Source organism: Oceanobacter sp. ABM4_470 (assembly GCF_056158645.1).
On record NZ_JBSWTR010000001.1, the window covers coordinates 595735 to 619721 of the forward strand.

General features: G+C 54.2%; 19 protein-coding genes. 8 read left to right on the forward strand and 11 right to left on the reverse strand.

Annotated features, from left to right (window positions below; genetic code table 11):
- Positions 1–97 precede the first annotated feature (97 nt).
- Positions 98–4000 carry a phosphoribosylformylglycinamidine synthase gene (gene purL / locus ACXADJ_RS02605; RefSeq protein WP_475062734.1) on the forward strand — a complete coding sequence of 1301 codons (3903 nt, stop codon included), beginning with the start codon at positions 98–100 and terminating at the stop codon, positions 3998–4000.
- Between the two features lie 80 nt (positions 4001–4080).
- On the opposite strand, the gene ACXADJ_RS02610 is transcribed toward purL, so the two are convergent.
- From ACXADJ_RS02610 to ACXADJ_RS02620, 3 genes are all read right to left on the reverse strand, one after another.
- The gene (locus ACXADJ_RS02610) at positions 4081–5838 is read right to left on the reverse strand and encodes a diflavin oxidoreductase (RefSeq protein WP_475062738.1); all 1758 of its coding nucleotides are present in this window, start codon (positions 5836–5838) and stop codon (positions 4081–4083) included.
- Positions 5839–5929: 91 nt separating this feature from the next.
- Positions 5930–7687 carry a NirA family protein gene (locus tag ACXADJ_RS02615; RefSeq protein ID WP_475062741.1) on the reverse strand — a complete coding sequence of 586 codons (1758 nt, stop codon included), beginning with the start codon at positions 7685–7687 and terminating at the stop codon, positions 5930–5932.
- A 444-nt stretch (positions 7688–8131) separates the two neighbouring features.
- Positions 8132–8602, reverse strand: coding sequence for a DUF4174 domain-containing protein (locus ACXADJ_RS02620; protein WP_475062743.1), 471 nt, complete (start codon positions 8600–8602; stop codon positions 8132–8134).
- Positions 8603–8982: 380 nt separating this feature from the next.
- Between ACXADJ_RS02620 and rpsP the strand changes: the two genes are divergently transcribed.
- The 5 genes from rpsP (at position 8983) to ACXADJ_RS02645 (ending at position 11976) form a co-directional block, all read left to right on the forward strand.
- Positions 8983–9240 (forward strand): 30S ribosomal protein S16, encoded by a 258-nt coding sequence (gene rpsP, locus ACXADJ_RS02625; RefSeq protein WP_028294554.1) that lies wholly within the window; start codon positions 8983–8985, stop codon positions 9238–9240.
- Positions 9241–9261: 21 nt separating this feature from the next.
- Positions 9262–9789, forward strand: a complete 528-nt coding sequence (gene rimM, locus ACXADJ_RS02630; RefSeq protein ID WP_475062746.1) for a ribosome maturation factor RimM — start codon at positions 9262–9264, stop codon at positions 9787–9789.
- Between the two features lie 33 nt (positions 9790–9822).
- Complete coding sequence (gene trmD, locus ACXADJ_RS02635; protein ID WP_475062750.1) at positions 9823–10602, forward strand: tRNA (guanosine(37)-N1)-methyltransferase TrmD; 780 nt, start codon at positions 9823–9825, stop codon at positions 10600–10602.
- Between the two features lie 11 nt (positions 10603–10613).
- Positions 10614–10967 (forward strand): 50S ribosomal protein L19, encoded by a 354-nt coding sequence (gene rplS, locus ACXADJ_RS02640; protein ID WP_475062753.1) that lies wholly within the window; start codon positions 10614–10616, stop codon positions 10965–10967.
- Positions 10968–11037: 70 nt separating this feature from the next.
- Entirely contained in the window at positions 11038–11976 is a 939-nt protein-coding gene (locus ACXADJ_RS02645) for a DsbC family protein (RefSeq protein WP_475062755.1), read from the forward strand.
- A gap of 996 nt (positions 11977–12972) precedes the next feature.
- Here ACXADJ_RS02645 and truC read toward each other — a convergent pair.
- Positions 12973–13752, reverse strand: a complete 780-nt coding sequence (gene truC / locus ACXADJ_RS02650; RefSeq protein WP_475062758.1) for a tRNA pseudouridine(65) synthase TruC — start codon at positions 13750–13752, stop codon at positions 12973–12975.
- A 156-nt stretch (positions 13753–13908) separates the two neighbouring features.
- Here truC and ACXADJ_RS02655 point away from each other — a divergent pair, with 156 nt between their 5' ends.
- Positions 13909–15477, forward strand: a complete 1569-nt coding sequence (locus ACXADJ_RS02655; protein WP_475062760.1) for a cation:proton antiporter domain-containing protein — start codon at positions 13909–13911, stop codon at positions 15475–15477.
- 46 nt (positions 15478–15523) lie between these two features.
- On the opposite strand, the gene ACXADJ_RS02660 is transcribed toward ACXADJ_RS02655, so the two are convergent.
- The 4 genes from ACXADJ_RS02660 to ACXADJ_RS02675 all read right to left on the reverse strand — a co-directional run bounded on the left by ACXADJ_RS02660 (position 15524) and on the right by ACXADJ_RS02675 (position 20510).
- Complete coding sequence (locus ACXADJ_RS02660) at positions 15524–16069, reverse strand: LOG family protein (RefSeq protein ID WP_475062762.1); 546 nt, start codon at positions 16067–16069, stop codon at positions 15524–15526.
- A 42-nt stretch (positions 16070–16111) separates the two neighbouring features.
- On the reverse strand, positions 16112–16573 hold the full coding sequence (locus ACXADJ_RS02665; protein ID WP_475062764.1) for a hypothetical protein: 462 nt from the start codon (positions 16571–16573) through the stop codon (positions 16112–16114).
- 304 nt (positions 16574–16877) lie between these two features.
- Positions 16878–18257 (reverse strand): PhoH family protein, encoded by a 1380-nt coding sequence (locus ACXADJ_RS02670; protein WP_028294547.1) that lies wholly within the window; start codon positions 18255–18257, stop codon positions 16878–16880.
- Positions 18258–19016: 759 nt separating this feature from the next.
- Positions 19017–20510, reverse strand: coding sequence for a methyl-accepting chemotaxis protein (locus ACXADJ_RS02675; RefSeq protein ID WP_475062768.1), 1494 nt, complete (start codon positions 20508–20510; stop codon positions 19017–19019).
- Positions 20511–21088: 578 nt separating this feature from the next.
- Here ACXADJ_RS02675 and trxB point away from each other — a divergent pair.
- A complete protein-coding gene (gene trxB / locus ACXADJ_RS02680; RefSeq protein WP_475062770.1) occupies positions 21089–22054 on the forward strand; it encodes a thioredoxin-disulfide reductase in 966 nt (321 codons plus the stop codon).
- A 52-nt stretch (positions 22055–22106) separates the two neighbouring features.
- Here the strand turns inward: trxB and ACXADJ_RS02685 are convergent, their stop codons facing one another.
- Genes ACXADJ_RS02685 through ACXADJ_RS02695 form a run of 3 tightly spaced genes read right to left on the reverse strand, consistent with a single transcriptional unit; the run spans position 22107 to position 23986 of the window.
- Positions 22107–22607, reverse strand: a complete 501-nt coding sequence (locus ACXADJ_RS02685; protein WP_475062773.1) for a hypothetical protein — start codon at positions 22605–22607, stop codon at positions 22107–22109.
- Positions 22604–23503 carry a M48 family metallopeptidase gene (locus ACXADJ_RS02690; protein ID WP_475062775.1) on the reverse strand — a complete coding sequence of 300 codons (900 nt, stop codon included), beginning with the start codon at positions 23501–23503 and terminating at the stop codon, positions 22604–22606. Before ACXADJ_RS02690 ends, ACXADJ_RS02685 begins: the two co-directional genes overlap by 4 nt.
- Positions 23504–23986, reverse strand: a complete 483-nt coding sequence (locus tag ACXADJ_RS02695) for a YbjQ family protein (RefSeq protein WP_475062778.1) — start codon at positions 23984–23986, stop codon at positions 23504–23506.
- Between the last annotated feature and the right edge of the window lies 1 nt (position 23987).

The following is a 23987-nucleotide window of genomic DNA, read 5'->3' on the forward strand; positions in this document are numbered from 1 at the left end:
GCTATTAAAGGCAGTTTTCAGTATCATTCCGCCTCATTTTTTGGCTATCCCCTGTCGGCTGAACTCGACGGCCCAACCCCTTCGGAGTCAAGGCACAATGCTTGAGCTGCGCGGCGCACCAGCGCTTTCTGAATTTCGTCAATCCAGAATCCTGAACAAACTGCAGGCCTCTGTGCCTTCAGTAACCGGCGTTTACGCCGAGTTCGTTCACTTCGCCGATCTGAAGGAAGATCTGGCTGACAACGAATTGCTGGTGCTGGAACGCATCCTGCGTTACGGACCCAAAGCCGAACGTCAGGAACCTAGCGGTGAAATGTTCCTGGTGATTCCTCGTTTTGGCACCATCTCTCCATGGTCTTCCAAGGCAACCGATATTGCCCACAACTGTGGTCTGGCCAAGGTGGATCGTCTGGAGCGTGGTATTGCCTACTACGTGCAAGGCGCGACGGCTGCCGACCGTGATGCCGTGGCAGCCGCACTGCACGACCGTATGGTTGAAACTGTGCTGGCCAACACCGCTGAAGCCGCTAACCTGTTCTCTCACGCTGAGCCTGCGCCGCTGTCTACCGTAGACATTTTGGCCGGTGGCCGTGATGCACTGGTAGAAGCCGACAAGACTCTGGGTCTGGCGCTGGCCGACGATGAAGTGGATTACCTGTTCGAAAACTATCAGGCGCTGGGTCGTAACCCGACCGACGTTGAGCTGATGATGTTTGCTCAGGCCAACTCCGAGCACTGCCGTCACAAGATCTTCAACGCCAGCTGGACCATCGATGGCGAAGACAAGGATCTGTCCTTGTTCAAGATGATCAAGAACACCTACGAGTGCTACAGCGACAACATCCTGTCTGCGTATAAAGACAACGCCTCGGTGATCTCAGGTCACAAGACTGGCCGCTTCTTCCCGAACCCTGATTCCCGTCAGTACACCTACCACGAAGAGGATATGCACATCCTCATGAAGGTAGAGACTCACAACCACCCGACTGCGATCGCCCCTCACTCAGGCGCGGCGACCGGTTCCGGCGGTGAGATTCGTGACGAAGGTGCAACCGGTCGTGGTTCCAAGCCAAAAGCGGGTCTGACCGGTTTCACCGTGTCCGACCTGAAAATTCCGGGCTTTGAACAGCCGTGGGAAAGCCAGTACGGCAAACCAGACCGCATTGTTTCTGCCTTCGACATCATGATCGACGGCCCTCTGGGCGGCGCGGCATTCAACAACGAATTCGGTCGTCCTAACCTGTGCGGTTACTTCCGTACCTTCGAACTGCAACACGATGGCGAAGTACGTGGTTACCACAAGCCAATCATGATTGCTGGTGGCTACGGCAACATCCGTGACGAGCACGTGCAGAAGGGTGACATCCCGGTAGGTGCGGCTCTGATCGTACTGGGTGGCCCGGCGATGCAGATTGGTCTGGGCGGCGGTGCCGCTTCTTCCATGGCATCCGGTCAGTCCAATGCCGACCTCGACTTTGCTTCCGTGCAGCGTGAAAACCCTGAAATGGAACGTCGTTGTCAGGAAGTGATCGACCGCTGCTGGCAGCTGGGCGATGAAAACCCGATTGCCTTTATCCACGATGTGGGCGCAGGCGGTATTTCCAACGCTTTCCCTGAGCTGGTTTCCGACGGTGGCCGTGGCGGTAAATTTGAGCTGCGTAACGTACCGAACGACGAACCAGGCATGAGCCCGCTGGCGATCTGGTCGAACGAATCCCAGGAGCGTTACGTCATGGCAGTCGCCATGGAAGACCTGGACACCTTCGATGCGATCTGTGCCCGTGAGCGTGCGCCATACGCCGTTGTGGGTTACGCCACCGAAGAAGAACATCTGACCGTGACCGACGAACACTTCGGCAACAGCCCGGTGGATCTGCCTTTGCAAGTGCTGCTGGGCAAGCCACCGCGCATGCACCGTACAGCGGAAACCCGTAAGACCAACGCTGTAGCGTTTGAATCTGCCGGTATTGATCTGGCCGAAGCCGCCGACCGCGTACTGAAGCTGCCTACCGTAGCCAGCAAGTCGTTCCTGATCACCATTGGTGACCGCTCCATTACCGGTACTGTGGCCCGTGACCAGTTTGTGGGTCCTTGGCAGGTGCCAGTGGCCGACGTGGCTGTAACCACTTCTTCCTACGACACCTTCGCTGGCGAAGCCATGGCGATGGGTGAGCGTACTCCTGTGGCTCTGCTGGATTCCCCGGCTTCCGGTCGTCTGGCTGTAGCCGAAGCCATCACCAACCTTGCGGCAGCGCCAATCGAGAAGATGGCTGACATCAAGATGTCTGCCAACTGGATGTGTGCTGCTGGCCACGAAGGCGAAGACGAAAAACTGTACGCCACTGTAAAAGCTGTGGGTATGGAGCTGTGTCCTGAACTGCAAGTCACCATTCCTGTGGGCAAGGACTCCATGTCCATGAAGACCCGCTGGAACGACAATGGTGAAGACAAGGCCGTTACCGCACCAATGTCGCTGGTCATCACCGGCTTTGCGCCAGTGACTGATGCCCGTAAGGTGCTGACGCCAGAACTGAAGAAAGACGAGCCGTCCGAGCTGATTCTGGTCGACCTGGGTCGTGGCCAGAACCGCCTGGGCGCTTCCTGTCTGGCACAGGTTTATCAGCAGGTCGGTGACAAGCCAGCCGATCTGGACGACGCTGAAGACTTGAAAGCCTTCTTTGCTGTGGTTCAGGGCCTGAATGCTGATGGCAAGCTGCTGGCTTACCACGACCGTGCCGACGGTGGTCTGTTCGCCACGCTGGTGGAAATGGCCTTTGCTGGTCACGCGGGTCTGGATATTTCCATGGACCTGCTGGCCGACTCTCAGGAAGAGCTGGCCGCTGCACTGTTCGCTGAAGAATTGGGTGCGGTCATGCAGATTCGTCGTGACGATCTGGAAGAAGTGCTGGCGCAGTTCGAAGCCGCCGGTCTGGGCGATTGCACTGCCGTCATTGGTGCGCCAAATGAAGACGACCAGATCACTTTCAGCTTCCAGGATGAAGAGTTCCTGAGCGAATCCCGTGTTAACTGGCAGCGTGCCTGGTCTGAAACCAGCTTCCGCATGCAAGCCCTGCGTGACAACGCCGAGTGTGCTCAGCAGGAATTTGATGCTCTGCTGGATGCCGAAGATCCGGGTATCCACGCGGAACTGACTTACGACATCAACGAGGATATCTGTGCTGACTTGCCAGCATCCTCGTCCGAAGATGCGCCGAAAGTGGCGATTCTGCGCGAGCAGGGTGTTAACGGCCAGATCGAAATGGCGGCGGCGTTTGACCGTGCCGGTTTCCACACGGTTGACGTTCACATGAGTGATATTCTGTCTGGCGCTGTGACCCTGGAAGGTTTCCGTGGTCTGGTGGCGTGTGGTGGTTTCTCCTACGGTGACGTACTGGGTGCCGGTGAGGGCTGGGCCAAGTCGATCCTGTTCAACGAACAGGCTCGTGGTCAGTTCCAGGCGTTCTTCGAGCGCGCCGATACCTTTGCACTGGGTATCTGTAACGGTTGTCAGATGCTGTCCAACCTGCATGAGCTGATTCCGGGTGCTGGCCACTGGCCACACTTTGTTCGCAACATGAGCGAACAGTTTGAAGCCCGTGTTGCCATGGTTGAAGTTCAGGAATCCGATTCCGTGTTCTTCGCTGGTATGGCCGGTTCCCGTATGCCAATCGCCGTAGCTCACGGTGAAGGTCGTGCGGAATTCGGTTCTGAAGACGACATCGCCGAGCTGTCTGCTGGCCAGATTGCACTGCGCTATGTTGATAACTACGGCAAGGTGACCGAACAGTACCCGCTGAACCCGAACGGTTCACCACAAGGTATCACTGGTCTGACCGCCAATGACGGTCGTGTGACCATCATGATGCCGCATCCTGAGCGTGTGTTCCGTGCTATCCAGAACTCTTATGTTCCAGTTGGTGCTGATGGCGAGCAGTGGGACGAAGACGGTGCCTGGATGCGTATGTTCCGTAACGCCCGCGTATGGTGTGAAGAGAACTAAGCAGCTCTTTTTACTGGCCATTAAAAACGGCGGCTCGGGTTTCCCGAGCCGCCGTTTTGCTTTGGGGGCTTTAAATTCTCTCAGTACACATCACGCTGATAGCGGTGTTCACTGATCATCTTGTCCATGTACGCATCGGCACCGGCGGCATCCGTCGCACCGTGCTCCATAATCACTTCCCGAATGCTTTTATCTACATCGGCGGCCATACGTGAGGCATCGCCGCAAATGTAGATGTAGGCGCCGCTTTCCAGCCATTGGAAAAATTCCTCACCTTGCTCTTTGATCAGGGTTTGGACGTAGACTTTCTGGTCGCTGTCCCGTGACCACGCCAGACTGGTGTTGGTGAGAACTCCGCTGTCTTGCCAGGCTTTGATTTCATCGCGATAGAGAAAATCCTCTGCCTGATGCTGGTCGCCGAAGAACAACCAGTTGTTGCCTTTGGCATCACGCATTTCGCGCTCTTCCAGAAATGCGCGGAACGGGGCAATGCCGGTGCCAGGGCCAATCATGATGACGGGCGCTTCGTCGTTGGCGGTAATGTGGAAGTGTTCGGATGACTGGATGTAAACGCCGATGTTGCTACCGGCCTGCAAGCGGTCGCCCAGCCAGGTGGATGCCACGCCTTTGCGGGCTTTGCCGTTGAGGTCGTAGTGCACCTCGCCAACCGTCAGGTGTACTTCTCCCGGGTGCTTTTTCGGGCTGGAGGCAATGGAGTAAAGGCGGGGTTGCAGGGCGCGCAAGCCATCAACAAAGGTTTGCGCGTCGATGCTTGGCTTCAGCTCGTTGATCACATCGTATACCTGAAAGCCCTCGGGAGCGCTGTCGAGTCCCCAGGTTTCCAGGCATTTGGCGTTGACGGTGTGAATATCCAGCTTGCTTTGCAGTAGCACGCGCAAGCTGGCCTGGCCGCTTTTCAGGCTGACCACTTCCTTGCCGCTGAAGCCCGCTACCGCCAGCAATTCGCTGACTTCTTCCGCACAGTTCAGAGGCCACACGCCGAGTGCGTCGCCAACGTGGTACTCAACGTCTTCGCCGCCGCCGGCAAGAGATATTTCGATATGGTTTACCCGCTTGGCGGAGCCTGAACCGCTGAGATTTTCAGTGTGGATCAGGTTGGCAATAAACGGGTTGTTCTTGGTGTATTTGGGCTCCTGATCGCTGTCGTTGGCAGCGGGTGCCGCTGCAGCGCCAGCCGCATTGCTGAAGGCTTCCGATTGAAAGACCCCTTCCTTCCAGCTGGCATAGTCGTCTTCAAAGGCAACGTCGCACAGCACCAGGTCGTGGCATGGGGTCGCTCCCAGTTCGACCAGCCGCTGGTAGATATCTGAACCGACCTTGTTGAAGTGGGTGTAGCTGGAGTCGCCCAGGCCGCATACGCTGAAGTTCAGGGCTGCCGGCATAGGGGCGGCGTCATCTGCCATCAGGGCAGTGTAGAAATTCCGAGCGTTGTCGGGTGGCTCGCCTTCACCAAAGGTAGAGCAAATAACAACGGCGTGTTGTTGGGCGGCGAGGTCGGCCGGTGTGATGCTGTCGAGCTCAATCAGCTCGGCCGCAAAGCCTTGAGTCGCTGCGAATTTTTTCAGGTCTTTCGACAGCACTTCGCAGTTGCCGGACTGGGAGCCGTAGTACACCTTCAGCGGCGTTGCTGCGACCTCTTTTTCACCTCCTGCGGCGGCAGCGGCGATGGTGCTCAAACCGGTCAATAAACCGTTCAACCACTGGCGTTGCTGCGGGTCGAAGGGGGCGTTTTCAGGCAGCTCAACCACGGTATTTTGAGCATTCTGGGCGGTGGTATTAATGATCGAAGACAGCTCGGAAATCAGGGTGTCAGTCATGTGCTTGTCCGTCGTGATAATGGCTATTCGGGTGTGTCAGTAGGCCGGGGCCTTTGAGTCAATCGGTTCTGCGCTGGGCTGTCAGGGAGATTCAAAGGGGCTCAAGCAGAACGTCTTTCAGTTCTGTGTCGTTGAGTCGGTTGACGAAGGTGATAAAGCTTTCGTTGCCTTGCCTGGATTTCAGGTAGTTACCAACGATGGTTTCTGAGGTTTTGCAAATATCGCGGGAGGCGATGGGGCCACAGAGTGGGCGGGCGAGGTGTTGATCGTCATCGACGCCACCGCCAACCACAATGTTGTAGCCTTCGCTGCCATCGTCGGCGGCGGTACCAATCATGCCCAGATCGCCAATGTAGTGCTGAGCACAGGAGTTGGGGCAGCCGGTCAGATGGATGTTGATGGGTTGGTCGAGATCAAATCTGTCATTCAGATGATCGACAATGGCGTTGCCGTCTTCCTTGGTGTAGGCGTTGGCAAGTTTGCAGGCCCAGCGGCCAGTACAGGCAACGGCACCGGCTTCAAACGCGGTGGCGCTGGTGGTCATGCCAAGAGACTCGATTTCGCGGATGACAGTATCGACATCCTCGTCCTTGATGTGCGGGATCAGCAGGTTTTGCCACACCGTCAGGCGCACATCGTTGTTGCCGTATTTCATGGCAATGCGGCCGATGCCACGCATTTGCTCTGGCGACATCTTACCGAGTCGGAGAGCAACGCCAATGTACTTGTAGCCCGGTTGAGCCTGTGGATGTACACCAATATGGCCATGGCGGTTGATGGTGGGGCGTGGGGCGTCAAATTCGGTCGACAGCGGAATCAAACGGGTGCCTTTGCCATAGCCGTCCAATACTTCCTGAATACGTTCGCATACCCAATCAAATCCATGAGCATCCAGAACGTATTTAAAGCGGGCTTTCTTTCGGTTGGTGCGATCTCCATGTTGAACGAATACCCGTAATATGGCGTCTGCTATTTCGGTGGTATCTTCCGGTTTGCAAATAAAGCCGGTATCGCGGGCAAAATCATGGTGTCCGGTAATACCTCCGAGAATCAGGCGGCAATAAATACCGGGTTCCACATTCTGGTTATTCTCTTTGACGTTGACTGCAAGAAAGCCGACATCATTGGTATCTGAAACGCAGGATGTGGTGCCAGCGTTATCAAATGAGAAATTGAATTTGCGAGGAATCCCCTGATAGTCGCGGGTATTCAATATCAGATGGCTGAGCTTGTGTGCGTATGGACGCAGGTCGATTAATTCTTCCGGATCGAAACCGGCAGTAGGGATGCAGGTGATGTTACGCGCGCTGTCGGCCCCGGTGCCTTTACAGGACAAGCCGGAGTCGTAGAAGAGGCCGAGCATTTCTAGGATGCGGTTGGGTTCAATCTCTCGAAACTGAAAGCTGCCGCGAGTGGTCACGTGGGCATAGCCTCCGGCGATGTTTTCTGCAACATCGCCCAGTACCATCATTTGGTCTCCACGCAGTACGCAAGCAGGAATACGCATACGCACCATATAACCAATACTGGCTGGTGCGACATTAAATAAACCAAAATGGCGGGAAGCGAATTGATCCAGTCCTTCCAGTATTTGATTGGTGTCGTTACTTTTTACGATATCGTCCCAGATATCCAATACATGCTTTTCGTATTTTCTTTTTTCTTCCTTGCACAAATCCTCCACCGGCGTTCCCCAGAAGGTTTCCGGTACATTGGATTCCTTGGCCTGTGATGAAGAACCCAGGGCCATGTGCAGGTTGGTTTTTATCAACATATCGGCCAACCAGGCTTTTTGTTCGGCGGTAAAACCCTGCTGCTCTGTGGCTGATGTGTTAATAATTGGAATCATATTTATATCGCTACTTTTGTTGGCTATGAGAATTTCAGGCATAAAAAACCCTCAGCCCCATTGCTGGAGCCGAATATCGCCGTTGATAAAGATTCTTGGTTCTATCCACCAAGACCAGCAAGAGATGTGCCAGCGACGGCAGGAAGCGTTGCAGTTCAGAGCCGGAGTGGTCTACTACTTTCTATTGATCCCAGCTCCAGTCTGGTTTGGTTTAGGTTTAGTACTGTTTTGTACGGTGTAGGCACAGGGATAGGAAAGGCGTGTTGATGAGACAAATTTCTCTTTCTGGTGTGGTGTAAATGGTGCTTTGGAAGGATTTTTGCCCTGTTTGAGGGCGGTTTTAGTAGAGGTATGTCTTGTCAGGTAGCTCAAAGCTACTTTGCGAGAGCTAAGTGTGTGTCAGAGCAAGGCCTGCTTGGCAGGCCTTGCTTGTTGGAAAGAGGCTTATTGTTTCAGCTTTTCCTGACGCATTTCCCGCTGACGCATTTCCCGCTGACGCATGGGCATTTCATCAATGTCGTCGTAGATGGCGCCAATATCCAGCTCATCGTAGGTTTCCTTGATATCTCCATCCTTACCAATCAAAACCACCCGGGTTTTCGGGGGTGCCAGATACGGGCTGAACGAAAGCTTCATCACCAGCTCATCGGAGAGGGTGTGGTGGGAATTGGAGTCAATCAACTGTTGGCGGTCGCTGTCAATTACCAGCCAGACCACGTTGCGCAAGGTCAGTTGCAGGTCTTCCTGCTTGAAGGTCTTGACCCAGCGTTTGTTGTCATCCTGATCGGCAATGATGATGCGATGTTTGCCCTGAAACGGTTTCAGGCTGGTGATTTCTTCAGCGCCGGAGTGGGCGGTGAACATCAGGCTGGCAAACAGGGTGGTGAGAACGGCCGGAATCGTGATGGCGCGCATGTTGGGTTCCTTTATACAGAGTCAGAGGCTTCAGATTAAATGGATGTCCCTTCGAGCATAGCCTCAGATGGCGGCTGTATAAATGGGGCTCACTATGGACTCACCAGGGGGCGATAGCTAAGACTGTCAACTGTTTTGGATTTGCCGTTTACATATCGCTCAAGACAGTCCATAATTCGCGACCCTTTGAATAGGCCTTTTCTGTCCGTTCGGTGGTTTTCAGGCTCGTTTTCGAGCTTTTTTAGCCACTGTTTGTACCGAAAAGATGTTGAACGGTGGGCGATTTTAAAACCCGCCACCGGGACTCCCGGATTGCAGGAACTTCCTCCTGCGGTATCTGGTTTTCCCGCTTGATAAATCGATCGGAGTAGATCTTTTTTATGGTAGTTATTCGTTTGGCCCGTGGTGGCTCCAAAAAGCGTCCTTTTTACAGCATCAACATTGCAGATTCTCGTTGCCCACGCGACGGTCGTTTTATTGAGCGTGTTGGTTTCTTCAACCCTATCGCCCGTGGTGCGGAAGAAGAGCTGCGTCTGGATCTGGAACGCGTTGAATACTGGATGGGTAAAGGCGCCCAGCCAACTGATCGCGTTAAGAAGCTGATCAAGCAAGCTCAAAAAGCTTCTGCTGAAGCCTAAGGCGTGTTAGTGGAGGGAGCGATGGAGACCACCCAGGAAGTCACCATTCTTGGCAAAGTCACCACCGCGTTTGGCATCAAGGGGTGGGTCAAGGTGTATTCCTTTACCGATCCAATGACCAACATACTGGACTACCCAATCTGGCTGTTGAACGTTAATGGCGAGTGGCGCAAGTTCGAGTTGGAAACTGGCCATACCCAAAGCAAGGGGTTGGTGGCAAAAATCAAAGGCGTGAACGACCGTGATGCGGCGCTGGCTTTGTCCCAGACCGAAATTGCTGTTTACACCAGTGAATTGCCCGAGCCCGAAGAAGATGAACATTATTGGTTCCAGCTGGAAGGCCTGAAGGTAGTCAATACCCATGGTCAGCTGCTGGGCGAGGTGAAAGAACTGTTCGACTCTGGCGGTGGTAACCAGGTAGTTGCTGTTAAGAGCTGCGAAGGCAGCATCGACAAGCAAAAACGCCTGATTCCTTTTGTGGATGCCATCGTTCTGGATGTGGACCTGGATGCAGGTCAGATCCAGGTGGAGTGGGAAGCAGATTACTAACCGACGTACACGGTCGGATAGAGGCACAAGACGATGTGGTTTGGAGTGGTCTCCCTGTTTCCGGAGATGTTCCAGTCACTCACCGATTACGGTGTCAGTGGCAGGGCGGTGAAGCAGGGCCTGGTTTCGGTCAATCGCTGGAACCCGCGTGATTACGCATACGACAACTACCAGACCGTAGATGATCGTCCTTACGGTGGTGGTCCTGGCATGCTGATGAAAATTCAGCCGCTACAAGACGCCATTCGGGCTGCTCGTGAAGCAGCCGACCAGCATCCCGGCAAACCGGCCAAGGTGATTTATTTGTCACCTCAAGGTCGCAAGCTGGATCAGCAAGGCGCGCTTGAATTAGCGCAAGAAGACAAGCTGATTCTGGTTTCAGGACGGTACGAAGGCATTGATGAGCGTTTGATTGAGCGCGAAATCGACGAAGAGTGGTCTTTGGGCGATTTTGTACTCAGCGGTGGCGAACTGGCTGCCATGACGCTGATGGATTCCGTGATTCGTCTGGTGCCAGGTGTATTGGGGCACGATTTATCGGCCCAGCAGGATTCCTTTATGGAAGGCTTGCTGGACTGCCCACATTACACCCGCCCGGAAGTGTACGAAGGCGAAGCTGTTCCCGAGGTGTTGCTGAGCGGCAACCACGAAAAGATCCGCCAGTGGCGGTTGAAACAGTCCTTGGGCCGAACCTGGGAGCGACGTCCGGATTTGCTGGAAACGCTGGAACTGAGTAACGAACAACATAGATTATTGACAGAGTATCTGCGCGAGCACGGCCACACACCAGACACCGGCTCGGCAGACTGTTAAGGAGCAATGCAATGAGCAACAAGAATCCAATCATTCAGCAGATCGAAACTGCTCAGCTGAAAGGCGAAGTACCTGCTTTCGGCCCTGGCGACACTGTTGTTGTACAGGTTAAGGTTAAAGAAGGTAACCGTGAGCGTCTGCAGGCGTTCGAAGGCGTTGTAATCGGCAAGCGTAACCGCGGCCTGAACTCTGCTTTCACCGTCCGCAAGATCTCCCACGGTGTTGGCGTTGAGCGTACCTTCCAGACTCACAGCCCACTGGTTGACAGCATCGCTGTTAAGCGTCGTGGTGACGTTCGTCAGGCCAAGCTGTACTACCTGCGTGAGCGTAGCGGTAAGTCTGCACGTATTAAAGAAAAGGTATAATTGGTTCTCACGAACCTTATATCGAGAAAACGGGCCTTTTGGCCCGTTTTTTTATGCCTGTAAGAAATTGGTGTTAGTCTGTTACTTTGAATTCAAGGCTGGGAACCCGATCAAGGATTGGCGTTCAAAGGCCGACGAGCGACGACAAGGTAAGTGTCACAATGAAAAAATTGATGTTAGCCAGCCTGGTATCCGGCTTGGCTATGCTGCCCTGGGGGCTTCTGCAGAAGATATCAGCGACGTGGCGGAAGCCCGTTTGCAAACCATCTACGGTGACCACATCAAGGTGGCTGAAGCCAATCTGATCGCCAATGGCCAGATTCTGGAAGTCACCATGGAAAGCGGCCCATTCCTCTATATGACGCCAGACGCCAGCCACCTGATCTATCGTGACGAAGTGATTCGTATCGACGGTGGCAGCGCTGTGAACGTGACTGAGGCTCGATTGAATCCGAAACGTGCCAAGGCGTTGGCCGCTGTGGCGAATGATCAGACCGTGGTGTTTGAAGCCAAGGGCGATCAGAAAGCATTGATCAACGTGTTCACCGACATCGACTGTGGTTACTGTCAGAAGCTGCATCAGGAAGTCGATGAGCTGAATGATCTGGGTATTACGGTGCGCTACCTGGCGTATCCTCGTTCCGGCATCGTTGACCGTCAGACCGGCCAACCGACTCAGTCTTACCAGAAGATCAACTACGTTTGGTGTCAGGACGACCGCGCAGCGGCTATGACCGAAATGAAAACCGACCAACAGCAGTTGAACAGCCTGGGTCGCCAGTTACGCGCTGGTAACAGCGCGCTGCAGGGCAAGGTTGAAAAGCTGCAACAGACGCTGGTCAGCAACATGCAGGCGGGTAACGGTTGTGCCACGCCAGTAGCGCAGCAGTATCAACTGGGCCAGCAGCTGGGTGTGAATGGCACACCGGCTATCTTCACCGAAGACGGTCAGTTGTACCCGGGTTATATGCCGGCCAAAGAGATGGCCAAGGCGCTCGGTGTTTTGTAACAGAACCCGCGATGTGCCGGTGATGTACCTGTGTTAACAGGGGGGGATAGAGCCCTGTCAGAGAAACCCGCCACGGCGGGTTTTTTGTTGTCTGTAAGAAACCCTCCAAAGCCATTTTGGAAACCGCTGAAAATGACGGGTTGGTTAAAAAATAGACAAACAAAGGGAGGGATAGACATCGCTTGGGCCTGAAGCGTTTTTAAAGGCTATATGCACACAATTATCCACAGAATCTGTGGATTAACTGGAGGCTGTGGGCAAGATTCAGCGCTGTTTCAGATCGGTGCTGCCCGAAAATTCGCCCTTACATACCATGGTATGAGTCAGGGCGAGTCAATTATTCACAGTCCAACTTTTGATCGATTTCTCATTTGTAACAAAGTGGCATTTGCACCTTTGGTTAATAATCCGTCAAGTGGCTGTTTTTTAAACTGTTTTTGATAAGAATCTGACGCGTTCAGGATTGTTTAACAAATGTGCAATAAACTTCTGGCTGGCGCGGATTCTTGTCCCCCGAATTATCCACAGAGCATTTGTACCGCTTTGTTGATCCCGATGGCGCAAATTGGAAAAATTTTTTCCTGCAAGTCTTGACTGCAATCTTTTGCGTGAAAGATGAAAAAATAATATTGGCCAGGCGTTATTCACATCGCTGTAAATTGAAAATTTGCTCGCTAGAGATTTGTCAATAGACTGCTATAAAATACTTGTATATTTTATAAGTTACTGAAAAATAAGGAAAAATTAATCTGGTGCAAAACCGACCAATCCGTCAGAAAGCCAGTAATAATGCGGCTTTGCGGCACTTTTGAATAATTTATGCCCAAATTTATCCACAGAATCTGTGGGTAACCCTGAGTCAAGGGTAAAAATCGGAATTTGCGGGCAAAAATGCGGTTAAATCGAAAAAAATTGCCTTCGGCAGGGAAGTTGACGTGAATTGGTGAAAAGTTATCCACCAGCCGCTTGACTGGCGGATTTGCCTCGAAATCGGGCTTATTGCCCCGTCACAGAGCAGTCTTCTGAGGGGCGTTGGTTGTCTTCCTGGTGCAAGGCTTCTGGCAGCTGTTGTTGCCAGCCAAAACGGACGATCAGGCGGTTCCAGATGGGGTCCAGAGGGGCCACAAAGGTGAGCGTTTCGTTAGTAACAGGATGTTGCATCTGTAACTGCCAGGCGTGTAGCAACAAACGGCCAGCATCGAAGTGATCACGGAAGTAGCGACTGTGGCGACCCTTGCCGTAGCGTGCATCACCAATGATGGGATGCGACAGGTGTTTCAGGTGACGACGGATTTGATGTTTGCGGCCGGTTTTGGGCACGGCTTCAACCAGCGAATAACGGGACTGAGGGTACTTGTCGATTTCGACCGGGATTTCCACCGTGGCTTTCAGGTAAAAGTCGGTGATGGCTTCCTGAGCCGGCTTGTCTACTTCGTGCTTGGCGTATTTGTCGACAGGGGGCTTCATGGCGTAGTCCAGGTGGATGTGCTCCTGCATGTAGCCACGGGTAATCGCCAGGTAGCGCTTCTCGACTTCCCGTTCGCGCCATTGGTCGACAATCAGGCTGGCCATTTCACTCGATAGTGCAAACACCAGTACGCCAGAGGTGGGCTTGTCGAGACGGTGCACCGGGTAGACCCGCTGCCCCAGCTGGTTTCTTAGCAGTTGCAATACAAAGCGTGTTTCATGACGATCGATTTCGCTGCGATGCACCAGCAGGCCACTGGGCTTGTTGATGGCGACGAGGTACTCGTCTTTATAAAGAATTTCTAGCAAGGGAATCCAACCTGTAATATGAGCGCGCAAACTTTACCCAAAATGACGCTCACCAGCACCTCTTTTGCGGCCCGTCAATGTTGGTCAGGCGAGTGTGTTTGATGCTGGAAGGGGTTAGGCCTTGAACCTTGTGGCTGTTTAATTAAGGAAAACCGAATGGATTTTGTCTGGATTCTGGTGGCATTTGTGTGCGGCTTTGTGGTCAAGCAGCTGGGGATGCCACCTTTGGTGGGTTATTTGCTGGCGGGGTTTGGCCTCCATGCGGCGGGCATGCAGCCAGATTCCAGTTTGCAAAAGCTGGCCGATCTGGGCATTACCCTGATGCTGTTTACCATCGGTTTGAAGCTGAATGTCAAAGCACTGCTGAAAACCGAAGTGTGGGCCACCAGTGTGGTGCACACCGGTGTCTGGACGTTGTTAATCGCCGGTTTTGTGGTGCTGCTGGGCTGGCTGGGTATCAGCAGTTATTTGCAGCTGCCACTGACCACCGCCATTCTGGTCGGCTTTGCGCTGAGCTTTTCGTCCACGGTGTGTGTCATCAAAATGCTGGAGGAGGCCTCCGAGCTGAAAGCCCGTCACGGTAAGCTGGCGGTCGGTATTCTGGTGATTCAGGACATCGTGGCAGTCATTTTCCTGGTGGCTTCCACCGGCAAGGTGCCTTCGGTTCTGGCGTTTGGCTTGCTGGCGTTGTGGCTGCTGAAACCGCTGCTGCACCGTATGGTCAGCCGGGTTGGACACGATGAATTACTGCCGCTGCTGGGTTTTTTCCTGGCGCTGGGAGGCAGTGAGCTGTTCTATCTGGTGAATATGAAAGGGGATCTGGGTGCCTTGATTATTGGCATGCTGTTGGCTTCTCACCCCAAGTCGTCTGAAATCTACAAGTCGCTGATGGGCTTCAAGGATCTGTTCCTGATTGGCTTCTTCCTGTCGATTGGTTTTACCGCGCTACCAAGTTGGGACATGGTGCTGCCGGTTGTTGCCCTGACTTTGACCTTGCTGCTGAAGTTTGGCCTGTTCTTCGGTTTGTTGGTGATGTTTCGGGTCTCCGGGCGGGCGTCGTATCTGAGTGCCCTGGCGTTAACCAACTTCAGTGAGTTCGGTTTGATCGTTGCCAGTCTGAGTACCGAAAAAGGCTGGATGAGTCAGGATTGGCTGGTGATCATTGCTGTCGCCATGTCGCTGTCGTTCGTCCTGAGTTCGTTTATTTACCGTCGTGCCCACCATGTGTATGCCTTGCGCAAAACGTCGATCAACCGTTTCGAGCGGGCTGGTGCGCACGCCATTTACGAGCGCCCGGACAATGCCAGTGTGCTGATTCTGGGTATGGGGCGTGTGGGCAAGGGCGCTTATCAGGCTTTGGAAGATGAATTCGGGTCACGCATTTGTGGCGTCGAATCGGACGCTGAGCGGGTGATCCGGTTGCGCAAGCAAGGTATCAATGTGGTGGCTGGTGACGCCGACGATATGGAGTTCTGGGAGAGCATGGGCTGCTCTGACGGCCATATTGATCTGATTATGATGGCGCTGCCCTCCCATCTGGAAATGAAGAGCACCCTCGAAATGCTGCGGCTATCGGGCTATACCGGTCGGATTGCCGCCGTAGCGCGCTATGACGACGAACGGGATGAACTGCTGGCGATGGGCGTGGATGTGGTGTTCAACTACTACGCCGAAGTCGGTGCGGGCTTTGCGGCCCAGAGTCGCCATCTGCTGGGGACTTTCTGAGCCCGACTGCTCTGGCCCCGCTGCGATATTCGCTCAACCTTAATCCTCAGGCGGCGGCGTGCTCGTTCAACAGGGTCAATAACTCGGCGGGTTGCGTGGCTTTTAACAGCGGCACCTGATGATGGGCAAAGTCCTGTTGTTGGATGTGCTCCATCAGGGTGAAGAAGGGCTGCCAGAAATCGTTCACATCAAAGCAGACGCAAGGCTTGTTGTGGTCGCCTATGTTGGACCAGCACAACACCTCAACCATTTCGTCCAGTGTGCCGATACCGCCCGGTAAAGCGATAAAAGCATCCGCCAGTTCAACCATTCGGGCCTTGCGTTGGTGCATGCCGCTGACGAATTCAAGCTGGGTCAGCCCCTTGTGGGCGCGTTCCTGAATCCACAGGTTATCTGGCATGACGCCAATGACGTCACCACCTTCCGCGAGCGCTGCATCCGCCACAATCCCCATCAGTCCGGCGGAGCTGCCGCCATAGACGATACCGACGCCCTGACTGGCCAGGTAGCCGCTGAGTGCGGCGGCTGCCTCGGCAAATTGCGGGTCGTTGCCCATACGGGAACCACAGTAAATCGCGACGCGTTTAATCATTGGGAAGTCCGGTGCTGGCTGTTGAGCGCGCAGCATAACGGATCAGAACAGATTCAGCACCAGCGCAGCGGTTTCACAGTGGTCCTGCTCTTTCATGTCGTTTTTCTGGGTGCTCTGGTCGGAGCTTATTTTGGCGTAGCTGCTGCGAGAACCTTTGCACAGGGTGAGCCCCAGGACGTTGTTTTTCGAGCGTACGAACAGGTTCATATTCACCAGGCCACGGCTGCGAGAACGCAAATGTAGCTTTTGCGGCGACAGCGTAAACGAGCGCAAGCCGTCTTTGGAGGTGAGGTTCATGCTGGTGCCAACCGGTGCGTTAACGAACACCGCATCGTCGCGGATTTCAACGCTGGTCCAGTTGGAATCGGTCTCGAACTCCAACTCGTAAATCTTGTATTCGGAGTCCTCACCCTTGGCGTCAGCAGCCAGTAGCTGAAATGGGGCCAGGCTTAACAGTACGGTTACCAACCAGCGACAGACCGGGTTACGGGAAATGATTGCCATAATATCGTCCATAAACATCCGTTAAGAGAGATAGGGACTGGCACTCGTCATGGGGAAACAGCGGCCCATTGGGCGAGAAAAAGTCCACTTGTCTGGATCAGTATAGACAGCAGTCAGGAAAGTCACGGTCGTGCGGATGAATTTGTTGGTAGCAGCGGTTTGGTGCTGTATTGCTTGGCGGCCCGGTTCGCAGGCAAGCCTCCTCCTACAGGTGTTGGGTATGTGAGGTAAATGTAAGCCTGTGTGTAGCGGGTAGGGTGGGGACATGTCCCCACCGCTGTTTTTCAGGGTAATTCATGGCAATTTACAAATGCGTTTCCGCGTATTCCGCCAGCGGTGAACGTGGCGAGCCTTCCAAATGAATGGTGCCGCCCAGGTTAAACTCCTTGAAGCGTTCAATCAGGTAGGTCAATCCAGAGCTGATCGGGTTGAGATATGGAGTGTCGATCTGCGCCAGGTTGCCCAGGCACACCACTTTGGAGCCCGCCCCTGCCCGGGTGATGATGGTCTTCATCTGGTGTGGCGTCAGGTTCTGGCACTCATCAATCAGGATCAGACTGTGTTGGAAGCTGCGGCCGCGAATGTAGTTCAGGGATTTGAACTGCAACGGCACCTTTTGAAGGATGTAGTCGACGCTGGAATTCTGGTGCTCGTCATCGCTGTGCAGGGCTTCCAGGTTGTCGGTAATCGCGCCCAGCCAGGGCTCCATTTTTTCTGCTTCGGTGCCCGGCAGGTAGCCGATGTCTTCGTCCAGGCCGCGGGTGCTGCGGGTGGCGATAATGCGGCGGAACTGCTGGGTGGCAACGGTCATTTCAATGGCTGCGGCCAGCGCCAGAATGGTTTTACCCGAACCCGCCTGGCCGCTCAGTGTCACCAATGACACATTGGGGTCCAGCAACAGGTGCAGCGCCATCGCTTGTGGCAGGTCGCGGGGTTTCAGGCCCCAGGCGCACTGCGACATCATTTGTTCGGCAGGCAGATCCTGCAATACGGCAATTTCCTGCCCAAGGTCGACGATTTTGCCAATAAAGCCTGCTTCGTCGACGATAAAGCGGTTGATGTACAGCTCTTCCGGCAGATCGGCACGGGGAATACGGTGGAAGGTGCCGGAGGTGTCGTGGAAGGTTTCTACCTTGCTTTGGCTGTCCCAAAAGGAGCCGGGGTAGGTGTGGTAGCCGGTTTCCAGCAGCGACACATCGGTCAGCAGCTGGTCGTTCTGGTAGTCCTGCGCGCCGACGCCACAGCCCCGGGCTTTCAGGCGCATGTTGATGTCTTTGGTAATCAGCACTATGTCGCGGCGCGGGTTTTTCTCTTGCAGCGCAACCAGGCTGTTGATGATCTTGTTGTCGTTCAGGTCCAGCGGCAGGGTGCGATTACGGCTGTCAAAGCCGTCCAACAGGATGGAAAAGGTACCCTGGGTGCTGCCGTCAGGGCGTTGAATAGGCACCCCTTTGGATACTTCGGTCGGGCTGGCATCGCCAATAATCTGGTCGATCTGGCGAATGGCCTCGCGGCAGTCAGTGGCAATGCCTGCCTTGCCGATCTTCAGTTTGTCGAGCTCTTCCAGCACGGTCATTGGGATAACGACCTGATGTTCCTCGAATTTGTGAATCGAGGCTGGGTCGTGAATCAGCACGTTGGTGTCCAGCACATACATTTTTGCGGCGGTTTTGCGTGCGGCCATAAAGACGCTCTCCTGATGTCAGGTGATCGGAACAAAAACGGAATGAAAGATGTACCGGCGCAAGGCCGGTTGCAGGGCATAACGGTTGGTTTGGTGCTTGTGTGGGCGGTTGTTTGGACGATTGTTTGGGCAGAAGCCCGGCGAATTGAGTTAGCAGTTGGGCTAGTGGTTGGGTTCGCGATTGAATTGAAGGGTGGTTCAAGGGCGAAGTTGAAGGAGCGGGTAAAGCAGCTGCGTGAAGGGTATCTGAGGAGCTTGTCTGACGGCCATGAAATGAGTCGGCAAGTCCCCGGAAGCGTTGCACGTTCAGCGCCTCTGAGAGTGGCCTGCAAGCAGGCAATGGGCAGCAGCGAACCACTGCATGAACTTCAAACGGGTAGACTGGCAACGTCTCCCTCCCTCCGTGGGTGATGAATTCAATATGGCTCTAATTGCTGCTGATGTGAAGTGGCAGAAGTAATTTTTTGTGGAGTGGTTGGTTAACCCATAGGAGGTGCCAGGCGCGGGTTACAGCTCCAGAGCCGTGTGCCATGGTGCCCTGCCATCCCCTTTGGGCGCGGCCTGCAGGCCGCCAGAACGGTGTTGGCGAATTTGGAAAGACTCGGTCGGACAGGTTCGTCATTCCGCTGCATTCGCCGCGGGGGCGTTGTAAAGAGCCAATGACAGCCTGCAGGACTCGCGCACGACTGCATGGATGCAGGAGGTAGGGCGAAGCAGAAAGCCAGAGCCGAGAGCTGGGCAGAGTTATTCAGAGGGTCCTTAAAACAGCTCGACTTCGCTTTTGCTTTCCGAGCTTTCAAAGCGCAGCTTTTCATCGGTTAACTGATCAATCATGCCAATCAAACGGTTGCTGACGTCTTCAATGCGTTCGAATCCCATCCGCACGTTGTCGTGGCTTTCAAGGCTGTTTTGCCAGTCGGGCTGTCTAACAGCGAGGAGGATTTTTGCCATTTCCTCGTGCAAGGATTTATGCAGTGGCTCAATGCCCTTGTACGAGGGTAAGTGGCTGAAATACTGGTGGCCAATGCCGGTTTCATACCATTGGCCAAAGCGACAACTGTGGTGGTCGCAATCGACCGCGCGCCAGGCATCGCTGCTGGGGCCTGCTTCAATGGCCCGATAGCCGTTTTGCACATAGATCATGTGGTCTACCTTGATCAGTGAGGCGAAGCTCACAATCTCGGAATAGCTGATCTTCTGGTAAGTGCGCTGGGCGATGCTGGCCAGTTCGCCAAACGAGGTTTCAAACTGCAAGGTTGAGCCGGTCACCGAGCGGGTCGATTCCACCATATCGCTGGCGGCGTCTGCCATGGCGTTGGAGGATGTCTGAAAATGAGTCATCAGGCCGCTGATGTTGGCGGTTGCAGATTGGGTGTTGGCGGCCAGTGCACGCACCTCATCGGCCACCACTGCAAAGCCTCGGCCGGCCTCACCGGCGCGGGCGGCCTCGATGGCGGCGTTCAAAGCCAGCAGGTTGGTTTGTTCGGCAATGGTATCGATCTGACGCAGCACTTTGGCGATTTCTTCGGTGTGGTCGCGCAGTTCGGCGGCATTACCGTGAATGGAATTGGCTTTTTCCGACTGTTGTTGCAGGTCGCCCACCACTCCGCGAATGCGGTTCAACGCATCGGTCGATAGTTGTACCCCGGTGGCGGATTGTTTTTCAACAGCGGTCATTTCATTGGCCACTTTTCCCAGGTCTTCCTGATTGCGGGCCAGGTTGGTCAGCAAACCTTCGGTTTTGGTGTGGCCAATGTCGCGGTCGAGTTCTTTGTTGTTGCTGAGGAAGTTGGCTTCTTCGATGGCTTTGAAGGCCACGGCGATGTTGTTCAGGGAGTCGTTCAGTTGCCCCTTCAGGCCAGTGCAGTCTGGCGCCCGGAAGAACTTTTCTTCACTGGCGGCCCGAAAGGAAGATTCGGCTTCGCGGATGTAGCTTTCAACCTGATCCAGAAACGAGTTCAGGTTGCCGGACATCTCACGCATGTTTGCATCGGCGTTTTTCAGCGCCAGTCTTGGGCTCAGATCGCCCTGATTCACCTGGTTCAGTACACCGTGCAGTTGCCCCCGTTGCTGCTGCAAAAACTGTTTTTGGCCAAACCGCAGCAGCGTCATGATGGCAAACAACGTCAGGCTGGTGGCCATGGCGAGCATCGAGCCGCCGGAAAACATCAGGATGGCAATGCTGGTTAGCCAGCCGGCCTGGTTGATGAAGTTCAATGTGCGGGGTGAACAACGAGAACAAAACTCCCACATGGTTCAAAGGCTCCTTTTCGAACGTCCGTTATGGAACGGCGTAGTGCTGGCAAGGTGGCGGACTATTATCGAACGGCTGTAAGGCATCGAACGGCTGCAAGGCATCGGACGGCCGTGAGGCATCGATAGTGTTGGATGACTGTTGACCTTTCTCGCTTTAAGCGCGTTTTGAGTATAGGCAACAAATCCAAGGGTGCAGGGGTGAACCGATTAAAATCCGTAACAGCGTGATGCCAGAGCCAATCGGAGGAATCCGATGTCAGCCAGGACGACGAGGTCGGGTAGTCGCCAGAGCTGAGCGCCCTGCGGGGGCTGCCGGATGATCTCGACTCTGTGTCGCCGACTTTTGACTTGACCCGTCAGGCCTGCAAGTCGGCTTCGTGATTCGACACCATCCGGTAGCCCAGAGACTGCACCGGATTAAATAGATGTCCCCTTAGGTTATTTGCTTTCTGTATAAGGCAGCTATTGAAACTGCAGTAGTTGCCTATATATAGTCTGCAACCTTTCAAAGAAGTCTAAAAATCAAAGCTGCTATACGGGCTTTGGTTACCGGGCCGTCACATCTGGAGATCGAAATGAGCGAACCACGCCACGTTAAATTGTTGATTCTGGGCTCTGGCCCTGCGGGTTACACCGCTGCTGTTTATGCTGCCCGCGCCAACCTGAATCCTGTGATGATCACCGGTATGCAAATGGGTGGTCAGCTGACCACTACCACCGAAGTGGATAACTGGCCTGGCGATGCCATGGGTGTTCAGGGCCCAGAGCTGATGGAACGCATGAAGGCGCACGCCGAGCGTTTTGAAACCGAAATCGTGTTCGACCAAATCAGCGAAGTGAACGTGCAGCAGCGTCCTTTCTACCTGAAGGGCGACAGCGGTGAATACACTTGTGACGCTCTGATCATCTGTACGGGTGCTTCTGCCAAGTACCTGGGTCTGGAAAGTGAAGAAGCGTTCAAGGGCAAGGGTGTTTCTGCTTGTGCTACCTGTGACGGTTTCTTCTACCGCAAGAAGCCAGTGGCTGTGATCGGTGGTGGTAACACCGCAGTTGAAGAAGCTCTGTACTTGTCCAACATTGCTTCTGAAGTCGTGGTTGTTCACCGTCGTGACAGCTTCCGTTCCGAGAAGATTCTGGCCGACAAGCTGCTGGAAAAAGCCAAGAACGGCAACGTGACCATCAAGTGGAACAGCGAGCTGGACGAAGTGGTGGGTGACGACATGGGCGTTACTGGCATGCGCATTAAAAACCGCGAAACCGGCGAAACTGAAGACGTTGCCGTAGACGGCATCTTCGTTGCCATTGGTCACCAGCCAAACACCGGTATTTTCGAAGGTCAGCTGGAAATGAACGACGGCTACCTGAAAGTACACAGTGGCACCAACGGCAACGCGACTCAAACCAGTGTTGAAGGTGTGTTTGCTGCCGGTGACGTGTCTGACCACATCTACCGTCAGGCCATTACCTCTGCGGGCACTGGCTGTATGGCTGCGCTGGATGCTGAGAAGTACCTGGACAACCTGGAAGCCAGCAAAGGCTGATTAGTCGGTTGCTGAATGAAAAAGGCCTCTGATGAGGCCTTTTTTGTGGGCGTTATTTCTCTTCGTCGATGCAGAATGTGAATTCCTTTATCACCGAATTCGAAACTGCAAAGCCAGCTACTGGCTTTTCATCATCGCCTTGGCCCTCTGTCACCATGACAGCGCACCCGTCTCGCATCACGTGGTCATGTAATTGATAGGTATGGCCAGCCTTAGGCTCAAATCCCATGGCGGCGAAACAAAAGGTGCTTCCCCATGTATGTCTTATCCCGACGGTTACGGCTTTATCCGCAGTAATCATCACGGGAACCTGAGCTTCTTCAGACTGAATACCTTTAACAATTGCAGTCTCTGAGCATTTATCTTCGCCAATAACACCGATAAAGACCTGATTAACTCTCATCTTCAGAATGGAGTTGGTCTTTTCGTAGTTGTTCACAACCAGTGTTGCCTGTGGCGTATTCTCATCAGGAGTGACGTACTTGCTGGCACAGCCTCCCAATATCAGTGTGGAAATAGCGGTGGTAATCAGGGCGATCTTGCAGAAGTTCATTCCGTTTCCTTGTTAGCTTTCCCGGTATTCAGAAAATGGCTTTTGATTTGTAATTCTGAGGGTAATGCAGTCAGTTGAGCCTTACTGCCGGTTACCTGTTTTTGTTTGGCGATGACCGCCAGTCGCTCGGACGTCATCGGGTGTGTCTGAAACACAGTCTGCCAACGGGATTCACCGTGTTGGTCGAGCATCTTTTCAAAAAACTCTTCGGCACCCAGGGTATGGCCATAATGCTGTTGCAGCATGAGCAGAGCATCGCGGTCGGCGTCACGTTCCATATCGCGGCTGAAGGACAACAGTGTCACGCTGCTGGTGAGCTGGGCCAACCCGGCTGTGTCGCCGGTTACCAGACTGATCATCATGCCGACGGTCAGCTGTTCCAGCGCCAGTTTGAGCGGATGGCGTTGCTGTACATGGCTGTATTCGTGAGCCATCACCATTGCCAGGCCATTTTCGCTGTCGATGCTTCTTAATAATCCTGCACTGACGAATACATGGCCGCCAAGGGTGGCAAAGGCGTTGGGAATGTCCATGTCGCTGAGGTAATGCACGGTCACCGGCAGCCGGTCTGGCTGGTGGGCTGTCAGATCGTCCATCAGCTGTTGCAGGGCTTGTTGTTTGGCGTCTGCCTGTGCGTCGTTTTCCGTATGGGCGGTATCTTCTGCGCTGCTTTGCTCAAATGGCACATGGGTATCGCTAAACAGATCCCGCTCCCATTGGTAGGGAATGAAAGGGGCAATCCAGCGCGCGCTGTAGGCAAGCGCCAGTGTGGCAAGTAACAGGGTAAGCAAGACCCCGGTGGCCAGTACCAGCAGGTCTTTTACCGGTGCATTGTGGGCGTTGTTTATGTGTTCCGGCGGCTTGGGATTACCGCCGGGCAGGGTTGGCTGCGACATTCAGCGGTTGTCCGGCGCAGAAGCTTGAGTCGGAATCATAGCGGTGCCATAAGCCAGCACCTCGATAGACCCCAATCCTTTGCCGGCGTTTTCGCCAATGCGGCTGGTTTCCAGCTTCAGGTTGAGGACCGCATCGGCCCCCAGCATTTTGGCTTCTTGCTGCATGCGTAGAATGGCTTCGCGTCGACCGCGGTCCAGCAGGCTTTCATAAGCGCCGACGCGGCCGCCAACCAAACTGCGCAAACCGGCCACAACGGTTTTGAAATAATCCACCGAAATAACCACCGAACCACTGACCATCTCGCTGGAGTGGGACAGCATTGAGCGTGGCGGAATTTTGGTGCTCAGCACCAGCAACGAGCGCAGCTCGTCTTCCCGAGCCTGAATACTGCGGTAGTGTTTGCGTTCATTGCGGCGGCCAAACAGGTAGCCGAGCGACAGCATCCCCAGAAACAGGGCAACCTGAAACAGTAGCTCGCCCATG